Source organism: Ciceribacter azotifigens (genome assembly GCF_048159625.1).
Taxonomy (GTDB): domain Bacteria; phylum Pseudomonadota; class Alphaproteobacteria; order Rhizobiales; family Rhizobiaceae; genus Allorhizobium; species Allorhizobium azotifigens.
Window position 1 is genome coordinate 388,335 of sequence record NZ_JBLQTA010000001.1, and the last position, 13,243, is coordinate 401,577.

General features: G+C 64.5%; 12 protein-coding genes and 1 other RNA gene. 6 read left to right on the top strand and 7 right to left on the bottom strand.

What is annotated here, in order from left to right; translation table 11 throughout:
* Positions 1-79 precede the first annotated feature (79 nt).
* Both ACM6UT_RS01965 and ACM6UT_RS01970 read left to right on the top strand, forming a co-directional pair.
* Positions 80-547, top strand: a complete 468-nt coding sequence (locus tag ACM6UT_RS01965) for a pyridoxamine 5'-phosphate oxidase family protein (protein WP_416795688.1) — start codon at positions 80-82, stop codon at positions 545-547.
* A complete protein-coding gene (locus tag ACM6UT_RS01970) occupies positions 544-1,875 on the top strand; it encodes a GAF domain-containing protein (RefSeq protein WP_416795689.1) in 1,332 nt (443 codons plus the stop codon). Before ACM6UT_RS01965 ends, ACM6UT_RS01970 begins: the two co-directional genes overlap by 4 nt.
* Positions 1,876-1,882: 7 nt before the next feature.
* Here ACM6UT_RS01970 and ACM6UT_RS01975 read toward each other — a convergent pair whose 3' ends face one another.
* From ACM6UT_RS01975 to ACM6UT_RS01985, 3 genes are all read right to left on the bottom strand, one after another.
* A complete protein-coding gene (locus ACM6UT_RS01975) occupies positions 1,883-2,713 on the bottom strand; it encodes an MBL fold metallo-hydrolase (protein WP_416795690.1) in 831 nt (276 codons plus the stop codon).
* A 101-nt stretch (positions 2,714-2,814) separates the two neighbouring features.
* Positions 2,815-3,639, bottom strand: a complete 825-nt coding sequence (locus ACM6UT_RS01980; protein WP_416795691.1) for a TIGR00282 family metallophosphoesterase — start codon at positions 3,637-3,639, stop codon at positions 2,815-2,817.
* 18 nt (positions 3,640-3,657) lie between these two features.
* A complete protein-coding gene (locus ACM6UT_RS01985; protein ID WP_416795692.1) occupies positions 3,658-4,233 on the bottom strand; it encodes a 5-formyltetrahydrofolate cyclo-ligase in 576 nt (191 codons plus the stop codon).
* Positions 4,234-4,435: 202 nt separating this feature from the next.
* Between ACM6UT_RS01985 and ACM6UT_RS01990 the strand changes: the two genes are divergently transcribed.
* Positions 4,436-5,680, top strand: a complete 1,245-nt coding sequence (locus tag ACM6UT_RS01990; RefSeq protein WP_416795693.1) for a class I SAM-dependent methyltransferase — start codon at positions 4,436-4,438, stop codon at positions 5,678-5,680.
* A 4-nt stretch (positions 5,681-5,684) separates the two neighbouring features.
* Here ACM6UT_RS01990 and ACM6UT_RS01995 read toward each other — a convergent pair whose 3' ends face one another.
* On the bottom strand, positions 5,685-6,323 hold the full coding sequence (locus ACM6UT_RS01995; RefSeq protein WP_416795694.1) for an FMN-binding negative transcriptional regulator: 639 nt from the start codon (positions 6,321-6,323) through the stop codon (positions 5,685-5,687).
* Positions 6,324-6,588: 265 nt separating this feature from the next.
* Between ACM6UT_RS01995 and ACM6UT_RS02000 the strand changes: the two genes are divergently transcribed.
* Positions 6,589-8,595 carry a methyl-accepting chemotaxis protein gene (locus tag ACM6UT_RS02000; protein ID WP_416795695.1) on the top strand — a complete coding sequence of 669 codons (2,007 nt, stop codon included), beginning with the start codon at positions 6,589-6,591 and terminating at the stop codon, positions 8,593-8,595.
* Positions 8,596-8,678: 83 nt separating this feature from the next.
* Here the strand turns inward: ACM6UT_RS02000 and ssrS are convergent.
* The 3 genes from ssrS to ACM6UT_RS02015 all read right to left on the bottom strand — a co-directional run bounded on the left by ssrS (position 8,679) and on the right by ACM6UT_RS02015 (position 9,602).
* Positions 8,679-8,839, bottom strand: a non-coding RNA gene (gene ssrS / locus ACM6UT_RS02005) — 6S RNA.
* A gap of 65 nt (positions 8,840-8,904) precedes the next feature.
* Positions 8,905-9,291, bottom strand: a complete 387-nt coding sequence (locus ACM6UT_RS02010) for a cell division protein ZapA (protein ID WP_416795696.1) — start codon at positions 9,289-9,291, stop codon at positions 8,905-8,907.
* Positions 9,292-9,329: 38 nt separating this feature from the next.
* Complete coding sequence (locus ACM6UT_RS02015) at positions 9,330-9,602, bottom strand: DUF4164 domain-containing protein (RefSeq protein ID WP_114364204.1); 273 nt, start codon at positions 9,600-9,602, stop codon at positions 9,330-9,332.
* A gap of 310 nt (positions 9,603-9,912) precedes the next feature.
* Between ACM6UT_RS02015 and tkt the strand changes: the two genes are divergently transcribed.
* Both tkt and gap read left to right on the top strand, forming a co-directional pair.
* Entirely contained in the window at positions 9,913-11,895 is a 1,983-nt protein-coding gene (gene tkt, locus ACM6UT_RS02020; RefSeq protein WP_416795697.1) for a transketolase, read from the top strand.
* A 79-nt stretch (positions 11,896-11,974) separates the two neighbouring features.
* Positions 11,975-12,985 (top strand): type I glyceraldehyde-3-phosphate dehydrogenase, encoded by a 1,011-nt coding sequence (gap, locus tag ACM6UT_RS02025; protein WP_416795698.1) that lies wholly within the window; start codon positions 11,975-11,977, stop codon positions 12,983-12,985.
* Positions 12,986-13,243: the final 258 nt, after the last annotated feature.

Below are 13,243 nucleotides of genomic sequence, written 5' to 3' on the forward strand. Positions count from 1 at the left end.
TTAAAGCTTGCTAAGCCGGGCGGCGGGAATCCTAAAACTTCGCGGGCTGCGCTATGCATGTCGAAAGAGGAGAGATTCCATGCTGGATCACGAACTGGCGGCCTTCATAGAAAGCCCGGTGATGCAGATCATCGGGACGGCTGATGCCGACAACCGTCCGGAGGTCGGCCGCGGTGTCGGCGCATGGCCGCTCGACGGCCGCCGGATCGCGATCGTCGTCTCCGCCTGGCAGTGGCCGGGCACGATCGCCAACCTGCGGGACAACGGCATGATCACCGCGACCTTCTCGCGCCCCTCCGACTACGTGACCTACCAGATCAAGGGCAAGGCGGAGGTAGGTGATGCCGCAGCAGGCGAGATCGAGCGTTCGGAACGCTATATGGTCGCCATGGTTTCCGCGCTGATGCGCCTCGGAATTGCGCCGGAGATCATCGCCCCCTGGCTCAGCCACCGCGACGCGCGGCTGGTGACGATCGACGTCGCCTCGGTCTTCGTGCAGACGCCGGGTGCGAAGGCCGGCTCGAAGCTCTGGAGTGCGACGACATGACGATTGCCCTCCGTGACCTCGAGGCGTGTTTCGAGGGTGTCATTCCCTCGATCATCGCCACCGCCGACGCCGAAGGCGTGCCGAACATTTCCTATCTCTCCCACGTGTCGATGGTGGATGACCAGCACGTGGCGCTCTCCAACCAGTTCTTCGCCAAGACCGCCGCCAATATCCGCCTCAACCCGAAGGCCACCCTCGTCGTGGTCGACGGCCTGACGGGGGCGCAGTTCCGCCTGCAGCTCGCCTTTGCCTACACGCTGGAGGAAGGATCCCTCTTCGACCGGCTCGCGCAGGAGGTCGCCGCCGGCGGCGCACAGGTGGGCTTAAGCGACGTCATGCGGCTGCGCTGCGTCGACGTCTTCCGTGTCATCACCATTGAAGCCGTCCCCTCGCCGGTCGAGGCGGCAGCCGCTTCCACGCGTCCGCGGCCGGACCAGCTCGTCGCAGCCGAAAGAATTGTCGCGGCCATCGCCGCAGCGACGGATGCGGGTGGCATCGTCGACGCCCTGCTCGGCGGGATTGCCGGGCATCTCGGCTTCGGCCATGCGCTCCTTTTCCAAAGCTATGGCGAGAAGGCGCAGATCACCGCGATCGGCAGCACTGGTTATGTCCCCTCGGGCATCGGCGCCGAGGTGCCGTTCGGCGAGGGCCTGATCGGATCGGCGGCGGCAAGCGGCAGGACCGTCAAGGTGAGCGACATGAGCCGCATCCGCCGCTTCGGATCGGCGGTGCGCCACTCCTCGCCGGACGAGAACCGGACCCGGGAGATCGTGCTGCCGGGCATGGCCGACGCCATGAGCCAGATCGCCGTGCCGCTCGTCGTCCAGGGACATGTCGAGGGCGTCCTCTTCGTCGAGAGCGAGAGGCGTCTCGCCTTCACCCATGAGGACGAGGCAGCGCTCTCGATCGTTGCCCGGCAGGCGGCGGTCTCGCTCGCGCTTTGCGAACGCATGTCCTTCGATCCGGAAGCCGCCTCCCCGGACCATACGACACCCGCCGGCGGCAACAGCCGGATCGATGTGGCTCATCACCTCTTCGACGACAGCGTCTTCATCGACGGCGACTATGTGATCAAGGGCGTGGCCGGGCGGCTGCTGGCGCACATGCTCAGCCACTATCTGGACAGCGGTCGGCGGGAATTCACCAACCGCGAGATCCGGCTCGATACGAGCCTCCGCCTGCCCGACTACAAGGACAACCTCGAGACCCGCCTCCTGCTGCTGCGGCGACGGCTCGACGAGAAGCACCTGCCGATCCGGCTCCTGCAGCTCGGCCGCGGCAAGATCGGGCTCGCCGTCGAGGGCGAAGTCCGCCTCACCCGCCGGTAGGCGGATCTCAGACGCCCCTCAGCACGAGGATCAGCGGCTTTTGCGGCAGCGTGGCGATGGAGACGGTGACGGCGGCGCTGTCGGACATCTTCCAGTCGAAGCCCTGGTCGAACATCGCGAGGAAATCGGAGATCGGCGGACCGCGGCGATGCATCGGCAGGATCAGCGCCGAGCGGAGCCGCTTCACCGTGCGGCTCATGCTGTCGGCACCCATGGTCAGCCCGCCGTCGACGGGAACCATGACGACGTCGAGCCGCCCGATCTCGGCGAAGTGCGCGTCCGTCAGTTCATGGTGCAGGTGCCCGAGATGGCCGATGCAGAGCCCCGCAACCTCGAAGATGAAGATCGAATTGCCGTTCGCCTCGAAGCCGCCGAAGCTGCGGATATCGGTCGTGACATTGCGGATATAGGCATCGCCGACGACGACCCGATGCACGACCTTCTCGCCGGGCGTGTCGCTCCACCCGTGCAGGACATTGGCGATCGCCGGGTCCGGCGCGAGCGTGTAATGGCTCGAATGCGCCTTGTTCATCGTCACCACGTCCGGCATGCGCGGCGAGCGCAGCCATCCGTTATAGTCCGTCGCAATCGAGATGCCGCCGGGGGTCTCGATCAGGAAGGTCGAATGGCCGAGATAGGTGATCGTTACCGTGCGGTCGGCGGCGGCGAGCCGAAGCGGCTGAACGGAGGGGGAATCGTCGAAGCGTACGAATTTCGCCTTCGGCAGGGTCTCGGCGACGAGCTGGCATTCGCTGACCGGCGGGCGCTCTTCCTGGGCGCCGGCGGCGCCCGCGGCAAGGATCAGGGAAATGAACGCTATGGCAAGTCGCAGCATCATGCCCGCCCCGCACCATTCATCCGATGGCGCAGGATGGGACAGGACGGCGGCGAGGTAAAGCCGCAGAGGCTCACATTTGCGTTAGACTGGCCGCCGCGGGCTTAGCGCCAGAAGTCCGGAAGCGTCTCGGTGAGCCGCGGCCCGATCCGGAGCGGCGCAATCTTCTCGGCGAGACCCGTGCGGTCGGAAATCTCGACGCCGACGCCGCAGATCGTCGCCGGCCCGTGCGCCGCCTCGAACCGCCCCTTCGGCATCTTCGAGATAAAACGGTTGAGCGGCTCTTCCTTGTCCATGCCGAGGGAGGAGTCGTAATCGCCGCACATGCCGGCATCCGACATGTATGCCGTGCCGCCGTTCAGGATCTGGTGGTCGGCAGTCGGCACATGCGTATGGGTGCCGACGACGAAGCTCGCGCGACCGTCGACGAAATGGCCGAAGCATTGCTTCTCGCTGGTCGCCTCGGCGTGGAAATCGAAGACGATGGCGTCGGCCTGCTCCTTGAGCGGGCAGGCCGAAAGGATCGCCTCCGCGGAAGTAAAGGGATCGTCGAGTTCCGGGTGCATGAAGACCCGGCCCATGATGTTGGCGACGAGCACGCGCGCGCCATTACGGGCATAGAAGACGCCGGAGCCCTTGCCCGGCGTTCCCGACGGATAGTTGGCCGGCCGCAGGAACTGGTCGTGGCGCTCGCAGAAGGAGACGGCCTCCTTCTGGTCCCAGACATGGTTGCCGGTGGTCACGACATCGGCGCCGGCATTGATGGTTTCGAGATAGATGTCCTCGGTGATGCCGAAGCCGCCGGCGGCGTTCTCGCCGTTGACGACGACGAAATCGAGTTGGAGGTCGGAAATCAGGCCGGGAAGCCGCTCCCACACCGCCGTCCGTCCGGTCTTGCCGACCATGTCACCGAGAAAAAGCAACCGCATTCGCGTATCCAGTCATCATCATCCAAAAGTCCGCATGCCATTCTCCGTCACCACGGCTTCCAGCCGGACGTCGTGCGGTTCGAAGGGGACATGTGCCACTTCCTGGCAGGCGAATGCAATGCCGATCAGCCGGGGATCACGCCCTTTTTGCCGCAATCGGGCGATCGCACGATCGTAATGGCCGGCGCCGTAGCCGATGCGGTGGCCGCGGCCGTCAAAGGCTGCGAGCGGCACCAGCAGGATGTCCGGATCGAGCTCCGCCGCCTCCGGCCCCGGCCCGCGGGTGCCGAAACCGGTGGAGACGAACTCGGCGCCGGGGAGGAGTTCACGGAAGACGATGGTCTCGCGGTCGAGCACCACCGGCAGGCAGAGGCGTGCACCGCGCTCGCGCAGCCGCGCCATCAGCGGACGGATGTCGGCCTCCGAGCGGATCGGCAGGAAACCGGAGACGACCGCTCCGGGTTCGAACGCCAATCCCTCGCCGAAGGCGGCGATCGCCAGGCTGTATTCGATCCGCGTATCGGCAGGGATCGCGTCCCGCCGCTCGAGCCGTTCCTTGCGCAACTGCGCCTTCATCGCTGCTTGTCCCGTCATTGCGTCCCCTGCCTTGCCGTGGCGGCGCATTAAACCAAAATCGTCCGGCGTAATCGGTTCATATCATCGAGACTTGGTATTAGCCGGCGCGCGTGCCTTTGCAAGCCGTCGCGGCGCCACTAACGGTCTCGACAATTGCCGCTCGCAACGGTTGAGGAATACGCTAACATGCAGTCCGTTTCGGCCAGCGCGCGAGGTCTGCATGTTCCTGCTTTCCCATATGCTGAAGTCATTCATCAAGAAGGGCCGCCTGACGGTCATCGATGCCGAGGGCAAACGGCACGTCTTCGGCGGATCGCAGGACGGCCCGCAGGTGACGATGCGGCTTACCGATCCGAAGCTCTACCGCAGCCTCGTCTTCAAGGCCGAGCTCGTCGCCGGCGAAGCCTATATGGACGGCACCATGCGCTTCGAGGAAGGCTCGAGCCTGCGCGACTTCCTGATGCTGTTTTCGATCAACCGGCTGTCGCTCGGCTCCTACCCGATCCAGAAGGCCATCCGCGCCGTGCGGATGCGGTTCCGCAAGCGCGAACAGTCGAACCGCAAGGGCCAGGCACAACAGAACGTCGCCCACCACTACGATCTCGGCAACGATTTCTACAAACTTTTCCTCGACGAGAACATGCTCTATTCCTGTGCCTACTTCCGCGAACCGGAGGAGACGCTGGAACAGGCGCAACGCAACAAGCTGAGGCTGCTTGCGGCCAAGCTCGACCTGAAGCCCGGCATGAAGGTGCTCGACATCGGCTGCGGCTGGGGCGATCTGGCGCTCTATCTTGCCCGGCTGGAAGACGTCTCGGTCGTCGGCGTAACGCTGTCGAAGGAGCAGCATGCGCTCGCGACGAAGCGGGCGGCCGATGCCGGCCTTGCGGGCCGCGTCCGCTTCGAACTCAAAGACTACCGCGACGTGGAGGAAAAGTTCGACCGCATCGTCTCGGTCGGCATGTTCGAGCATGTCGGCGTGCAGCACTACGACGAGTTCTTCAAGAAGCTGAACGCGCTGATGCCGGACGACGGCGTCGCCCTCATCCACTCGATCGGCCACATGAGCCCGCCCGGCACGACGAGCCCGTGGCTGCGCAAATACATCTTCCCCGGCGGCTATTCGCCGGCCCTGTCGGAAGTGGTCTCCGTCACCGAGAGGAACAGCCTGTGGGTGACCGACATCGAGGTGCTGCGCGTGCATTACGCGACCACGCTCGCCCACTGGTGCCGGCGCTTCGAGGCCAATCGCGACAAGGTCGTCGCCATGTATGACGAGCGCTTCGCCCGCATGTGGGAATTCTATCTGATCAGTTGCGAGATGATGTTCCGCGCCGGCAGCCAGATGGTCTTCCACTTGCAGCTGTCGCGGACTCGCGACGCGGTCCCGATCGTCCGCGATTACGTCACCGATCTGCAGCGCAGCTACATCGAGCGGGAGAAGCAATTACATCTTCAGGTGTGAGCGCTCAGAGGCCGCCCCACTCGCGCACCATGGCGGCCATTGCCCCGGCCGCGTCACTTGCCTCCGCGCCGAGACCTTCGGCAACGCCGCGGCGGTCGGCCTCGTTGCGGTTCTGGCTGACCTTCCACTTGCCTTCGATGGCGGTGATCGGCACCTCGATGCCGACGATGCCCCTGAGCTGCGCGGTGATGAAGTCGTCCGGCGCATCGTCGACGGCCCACGGGATCATCCGCCTGCTCTCGTGGCTGTCGGTCAGCCGGTTCACCTGCGCGCGGAGCCACTGGCTGTCCTCGATCACCCGGACCGTCCCCCGCACCTGGACGATCGCGTAGTTCCAGGTGGGCACGACCTTGCCGGTCTCGCGCTTCGTCTCGTACCAGGCCGGGGTGACGTAGTGATCGGCGCCCTGGAAGACGACGAGAACCTCCGCACCGGCGGCAAGCGCCCGCCATTGCGGATTGGCTCTCGCCATATGCGCCTGAAGCGTCCCCATCCCCAGATCCGTGTTCACCAGCCGGAAGGGGATCGGATTGGCGAGAAGCCCGCCTTCGCCGGACGAAATCAAGAGCCCGAGCGGATGGCTCCGGATAAGGGCATGCTGGACCTCGCGACGGTCCTCACGATGATGCGGCGGCTGGTACATGGGCACTCTCCGGGGGCAGACGGAACGGCCCAATTAGGCAGCCGGGTCATCGCGGGTCAATACCACTTTCTGTTGCGAAGCCACGGCGCGCAACAGGGGATCGAAGACCTCTCCGCCCTCTTGCGCCCCCTTGATCGAGAAGGAACTCGCGCACGTCGCTTTTTTTGCATCCGTCAAATTCCATCCTCGATTTGCCCGGAGAACCAAGGGTTAACCCCAAGGCCTTAGACTGACGTGAAAGCCAATGTCCAAGGGGCACGCCTACATGAATATCTTTTCGCGCTTCGGCATCACCAAAACGATTACCGTGACTACGGTGATCATCCTAGTCGCGGCGCTCGGCGCGGTCTCCTGGGTTATCTCCAACAGCATCGAGACCCGCATCCAGAAACAGGCCATTGCCAGCCAGAACGCCAGCCTACGGACGGCGGCCACCTTCATCGAACGCGATCTCCCCGGAACCAAGGTGACCTGGGGGACGGATGGCAATGTCGCGCGGATCGAGATGGAATCGATCCCGACGGAATTCACGGATCACACCATGATCGACACGATCGGCCGCATGACCGGCCAGACCGCGACGATCTTCGCCTGGGATCCGCAGAGCAAGGACTTCTGGCGCCGTACCACCAACATCATCAAGCCGGACGGAAACCGTGCCGTCGGCACGGCACTCGGCCAGAAGGGCGCCGTCTATCCCTTCGTGACAAAGGGGCAGGTCTATCGCGGCGAGGCCGTGATCCTGGAAACGTCCTACTACACCATCTACCAGCCGATCTTCTCGCCGACCGGCGACGTTCTCGGCATCCTCTATGCCGGTGTCCGCAAGGCTGAGATCAACAGCATCGCGGCCGAGATGACCTATGCAATCGGGATCACTGCACTGATGGTGCTGGTGTTCGCAGCTAGTATCGTCGCCCTGCTGGTCCGCCGTATCGTCGGTGCCCTGCCTCGCCTCACCGCGGTTGCCGACAGCCTGGCCTCAGGGCATCTCGACACCGCAGTGCCGGATCAGGATCTCAAGAACGAGATCGGCGCCCTTGCGCGTGCGATCGACGTCTTCCGCGAAAGCGCGATCCACAAGATCGAGATCGAACACCAGGCTGCCGATGCGGCAGCCCGCGGCGAGCGCGAACGCCAGGAACGCGAACTGGCCAAGGCCGAAGACGCCCGCGCCGTTCAGGACGCCGTCGAAGTTCTCGCCGATTCTCTTCAGAAACTGAGTGACGGCGATTTGACGGTCCGCATCGAACGCTCCTTCGCCGGCAACCTTGACAAGCTTCGCGTCGATTTCAACAACTCGGTCGCAAAGCTCGCCGGTACCATGGCGGAACTGCGGACCGAGACCGCTGGCATCGAGGCGAGCTCCGCGGAGATGCACTCCGCGACCGATGACCTGTCAAAGCGAACCGAACAGCAGGCGGCATCGCTCGAAGAAACTTCGGCCGCGCTGGAGGAGATCACCTCGACCGTCCGCGGCTCTTCGGCCAAGGCCGACGACGCGGCAAACATGGCGATCAAGGCGCGCCAGAGCACCGAAAGCTCCAGCAAGGTCGTCTCCGATGCAATCGATGCCATGGGCCGCATCGAGCAGGCGTCGAGCGAAATCTCCAAGATCATCAACGTCATCGACGAGATCGCTTTCCAGACGAACCTGCTGGCGCTCAACGCCGGTGTCGAGGCGGCCCGTGCAGGTGAAGCCGGCAAGGGGTTTGCCGTCGTCGCGCAGGAGGTCCGCGAACTGGCTCAGCGTTCCGCCAACGCCGCGAAGGACATCAAGGTCCTGATCAACAAATCCGGCGAAGCAGTCGCCGGTGGCGTGTCGCTCGTGCAGCAGACGGGTGCGGCGCTCGGCGAGATATCGAACCAGGTGGCGGTGATCAACGAGCATATCTCCGCGATCGCCTCCGCGTCCCGCGAGCAATCGACCGCGCTCAACGAGATCAACAGCTCCGTCAACCATATGGACCAGTTCACACAGAAGAATGCGGCAATGGTCGAGGAGGCTACGGCAGTCACGCACCGTCTCGCCGACAGCGCACGCAGTCTCGCCGGCCTCGTCTCGCAGTTCCGCATGAGCGATCGCGGCGTGAGCGCTCCCGCCTATCAGTCCGCGGGGCAGGTGCCGCGCGCCGCGACCCCACGTCCGGCGTCGGCCCAGGCGCGACCGGTCGCCTCTCCGGCGCGCAAGATGGTCGGAAGCCTCGCCAACGCTTTCGGTGGCGGCAACACCGCGCCGGCGACATCGCAGGACAGCTGGGAAGAATTCTGACCGGCTCGGGCATCCACAAGCACAAAGCCGTCGCGAGCGATCGCGGCGGCTTTTTTCATCGAGAACCAACATTTTCGAAGAAAGTGCGATCCACGGCAACCGATGGAGTTTTTACGATCCTGGGCGCCTACAAAAGTAGGTGGGCGCCGTGTGTCCAAGCCCACGGGCCTGGCCAGGGACAGCTCCCTCTGGATCGAGTATGGCCCCAGGGATTGTGGTTTCCTGTCGTGAGGCGCAGACCGCGATCCCTGATATAGGGCCAAATGCCCCGCCGCGCCAGAGGCCACCTCGTCAAAAAGGGTCCGAAGATCAGCTTTCCTGCGCGGCAGCGCCCGCAGGGCGAGCCGTGAGCTTGCGGGTGATCGCATTCAGCCGCTCGGCGAGCTCGGCGATCGTCGCGGCGAGCAGCTCTTCCTTGCGCTGGTTTCCGGCGGCCGCTGTGTCGCGGCCCTCGCGGAGCCCGGCAAGCTCGCGCTCCATCTCGGCGATCTTGCGGTTCATCTCGGAAAGCTCGTCCATCACCATGATGCCGGCCATGACGGTGATCCGCAGATCGCCGATCTCGCCGAACTGCGACTTCAGATGCGAGACGTAGTTGTCGAACCGGGTCGCAAGATCGACGAGATGCGCCTCCTGGCCCTCCTCGCAGGCCATGCGGTAGGCTTTCCCGTCGATCGTCACCGTTACCTGTGCCATACGCCCTTCCGCATATCGAGACCACGCACCCGCCGACGTCAGCGGTCGAGCACCGCCCGTATCGTTTCCATCGCCGTCACCAGCCGCCGCGAGACCTCGCGATTGACCTCCTCGAGCCGGTTGGCGCGAAACTCCGACTGGTCGAGTTCCTGGGCGAGCCGCGCGCGGTCGGCGTGGACGCGCTTGACCTCGCTTTCAACCTCGGCGTTCTCGCGCTGGGCCTCGAAGCGCATGTCGACGGCGTTCTCCAGGCCCGAAATCGCCTGCCGCAGGGCGCCGAGCGCCGCCTCAACCGTGTTGTCCGTCGACATTGCTTGTCCCGGCCTTCCGAAAAAAGTCCACCGAATCGGACACCGAAGCCCGCCATCGTGTTTCTTCGACAGTATTCGCTTGTGTTGCCACCCGTCAATAAAACCGGAGAGGCGCGGATTTGCCTATCCTGTGGACGACGGCCGAACCCGCATGTCGAGGCGCTCCGGCGAGGCGAAATCTCGGCGGATCGGAACCGCAAACCCAGCGGATTTGTTGACTCGCGCGTCTCACCTGCTATGGATCAGCCGCCTTCAGGCGGTCCGCGGCAGGTGCGGACATCCCCAGTGACTCGGAACAAGCGGAAAAATGATGATTTCTCCCGAAAAACACAACCGGATGGCAAATGCGATCCGATTTCTCGCCATGGACGCCGTCGAGAAGGCCAATTCCGGCCATCCCGGCATGCCGATGGGAACCGCCGATGTCGCGACCGTACTCTTTAGCCGTTTCCTGAAGTTCGATCCGAAGAACCCGCTCTGGCCGGACCGCGACCGCTTCGTGCTCTCCGCCGGCCACGGCTCCATGCTCCTTTATAGCCTCCTCTATCTCACCGGCTACGAGGACATGACGATCGAGGACATCAAGCAGTTCCGCCAACTGGGCGCAAAGACCGCCGGCCACCCGGAATACGGCCACGCTTCCGGCATCGAGACGACGACCGGGCCTCTCGGCCAGGGGATCGCCAACGCCGTCGGCATGGCGATCGCCGAAAAGAAGCTCACCAACGAGTTCGGCGCCGAGCTGATGGATCACTACACCTATGTGATCGCCGGCGACGGCTGCCTCATGGAAGGCATCAGCCAGGAAGCGATCTCGCTCGCCGGTCACCTGAAGCTCAACAAGCTCATCGTTCTCTGGGACGACAACGGCATCTCGATCGACGGCGCGATTTCGCTGTCCGACTCGACCGACCAGCACGCGCGCTTCCGCGCCTCGGGCTGGAACACGCTCTCCGTCGACGGCCATGATCCGGAAGCGATCGCCGCCGCGATCGAGGAAGCCCGCAAGTCCGACAAGCCGACGATGATCGCCTGCAAGACCGTGATCGGCTTCGGCGCACCGACCAAGGCCGGCACCCACAAGGTTCACGGCTCGCCGCTCGGCGCCGACGAGATCGCCGCCACCCGCAAGGCGCTCGGCTGGGGCGAGGATGCCTTCACCGTTCCCGCCGACGTGCTCGACGCCTGGCGTCTCGCCGGCCTGCGCTCCACCAAGGCCCGCAAGGACTGGGAAGGACGTCTCGCAGCCGCCGACGCCGACAAGCGCGCGGAATTCACCCGGCGCTTCGCCGGCGACCTGCCGGGCAATTTCGACGCCACGATCGACGCCTACAAGAAGAAGCTCGCCGAAACGAAGCCGACGGTCGCAACCCGCAAGGCCTCCGAGGATGCGCTCGAAGTCATCAACGGCGTGCTCTCCGAAACGCTCGGCGGCTCCGCCGACCTGACCGGCTCGAACAACACCAAGACCAGCCAAACGAAGTCGATCACCCCGACCGACTTCTCCGGCCGCTACATCCACTACGGCATCCGCGAGCACGGCATGGCCGCCGCCATGAACGGCATCGCGCTGCACGGCGGCCTGATCCCCTATTCCGGCGGCTTCCTGATCTTCTCGGACTACTGCCGTCCGTCGATCCGTCTTGCCGCCCTCATGGGCATCCGGGTGATCCACGTGCTGACCCACGACTCGATCGGCCTCGGCGAAGACGGCCCGACCCACCAGCCGGTCGAACACATGGCCGCGCTGCGCGCCATTCCGAACCTTTTGATGTTCCGTCCGGCGGACGCGACCGAAACGGCGGAATGCTGGCAGATCGCGCTCGAGCAGAAGCACCGCCCCTCGGGTCTCGCGCTGACGCGCCAGAACCTCGTCGCGGCGCGCACCGAATATGAAGAGAAGAACCTCTGCGCCAGCGGCGCCTACGAACTCGTCTCGGCAAGCGACGCGAAGGTCTCGATCTTCGCTTCCGGCTCGGAAGTCGAGATCGCGCTGAAGGCCCAGGCCGAACTGACCGGCAAGGGCATTCCCGCCCGCGTCGTCTCGGTTCCCTGCTTCGAGCTCTTCGCCGAACAGCCGGAAGACTATCGCCAGGCGATCATCGGCAGCGCGCCGGTGAAGATCGGCGTCGAAGCCGGCATCCGCCAGGGCTGGGACAGCATCATCGGCTCTGACGGCATTTTCATCGGCATGTCCTCCTTCGGCGCCTCCGGCCCCTACAAGGAGCTCTACAAGCACTTCGGCATCACCGCCGAGGCCGTGGTTGCCGCCGCCGAAGCAAAGCTTGGCTAACGTCAAATTGTCGCAGGGCGATTGCCAACGCCCTGCGATCCATTAGTTTCGAATTCTTTTCTACACGGGAGTGAACGCCATGACTCTTAAAGTTGCCATCAACGGCTTCGGCCGCATCGGCCGCAACGTGCTGCGCGCCATCGTCGAGTCCGGTCGCACGGACATCGAAGTGGTCGCGATCAACGACCTCGGCCCGGTCGAAACCAACGCCCACCTGCTGCGCTACGACTCGATCCACGGCAAGTTCCCGGCCGATGTGAAGGTCGAAGGCGACACGATCATCGTCGGCGGCGGCAAGCCGATCAAGGTCACGGCGATCAAGGATCCGGCAACGCTCCCGCACAAGGAACTCGGCGTCGACATCGCGATGGAATGCACCGGCATCTTCACCTCGCGCGACAAGGCCGCCCTGCATCTCCAGGCCGGCGCAAAGCGCGTCATCGTCTCGGCTCCGGCCGATGGTGCCGACCTGACCGTCGTCTTCGGCGTCAACCACGACAAGCTGACCAAGGATCACCTGGTCATCTCCAACGCGTCCTGCACCACCAACTGCCTGGTGCCGGTCGTCAAGACGCTGGACGACGCCGTCGGCATCGACCACGGCTTCATGACCACGATCCACTCCTACACCGGTGACCAGCCGACGCTCGACACCATGCACAAGGACCTGTACCGCGCCCGCGCGGCAGCGCTCTCCATGATCCCGACCTCGACGGGCGCCGCAAAGGCTGTCGGCCTGGTCCTGCCGCACCTCAAGGGCAAGCTGGACGGCACCTCGATCCGCGTGCCGACCCCGAACGTCTCGGTCGTCGACTTCAAGTTCGTCGCCAAGAAGAACACCACCGCCCAGGAAATCAACGAGGCCATCAAGGCCGCATCGAACGGCGCCCTGAAGGGCATTCTCGGCTACACCGAGGAGCCGCTGGTCTCGCGCGACTTCAACCACGACAGCCACTCGTCGATCTTCGCGATCGACCAGACCAAGGTGCTCGAAGGCAACTTCGTCCGCATCCTGACCTGGTACGACAACGAGTGGGGCTTCTCCAACCGCATGTCCGACACGGCGGTCGCGCTCGGCAAGCTCATCTGAGCGATCGACCCAATTTTTGTCCTCGAAGAGGCGGGCCGGGATACCGGTCCGCCTTTCATTTTTCCCGCTCGCGCCCTACTCTGATCACGATTGCGGGCGACAAGTACGACTCTCGTCTTTCGGCAGTCCTGCCAGATCGTTCCCGACCCTGTACCGACCCCTTCATCGGGGCGGAGCGCGTTGCCGTCGCCTTCGTGCTGCGGGTCCGGTATGATCGGTAGCTGCGGGACGACACGGTGGGCGCGGTAACGAAGGGGA

Bases quoted from the DNA above. Each gene is read 5' to 3' on its own strand.
- ACM6UT_RS01965 (WP_416795688.1), top strand. From the start codon at position 80: ATGCTGGATCACGAACTGGCGGCCTTCATAGAAAGCCCGGTGATGCAG.
- ACM6UT_RS01970 (WP_416795689.1), top strand. From the start codon at position 544: ATGACGATTGCCCTCCGTGACCTCGAGGCGTGTTTCGAGGGTGTCATT.
- ACM6UT_RS01975 (WP_416795690.1), bottom strand. From the start codon at position 2,713: ATGATGCTGCGACTTGCCATAGCGTTCATTTCCCTGATCCTTGCCGCG.
- ACM6UT_RS01980 (WP_416795691.1), bottom strand. From the start codon at position 3,639: ATGCGGTTGCTTTTTCTCGGTGACATGGTCGGCAAGACCGGACGGACG.
- ACM6UT_RS01985 (WP_416795692.1), bottom strand. From the start codon at position 4,233: ATGACGGGACAAGCAGCGATGAAGGCGCAGTTGCGCAAGGAACGGCTC.
- ACM6UT_RS01990 (WP_416795693.1), top strand. From the start codon at position 4,436: ATGTTCCTGCTTTCCCATATGCTGAAGTCATTCATCAAGAAGGGCCGC.
- ACM6UT_RS01995 (WP_416795694.1), bottom strand. From the start codon at position 6,323: ATGTACCAGCCGCCGCATCATCGTGAGGACCGTCGCGAGGTCCAGCAT.
- ACM6UT_RS02000 (WP_416795695.1), top strand. From the start codon at position 6,589: ATGAATATCTTTTCGCGCTTCGGCATCACCAAAACGATTACCGTGACT.
- ACM6UT_RS02010 (WP_416795696.1), bottom strand. From the start codon at position 9,291: ATGGCACAGGTAACGGTGACGATCGACGGGAAAGCCTACCGCATGGCC.
- ACM6UT_RS02015 (WP_114364204.1), bottom strand. From the start codon at position 9,602: ATGTCGACGGACAACACGGTTGAGGCGGCGCTCGGCGCCCTGCGGCAG.
- tkt (WP_416795697.1), top strand. From the start codon at position 9,913: ATGATTTCTCCCGAAAAACACAACCGGATGGCAAATGCGATCCGATTT.
- gap (WP_416795698.1), top strand. From the start codon at position 11,975: ATGACTCTTAAAGTTGCCATCAACGGCTTCGGCCGCATCGGCCGCAAC.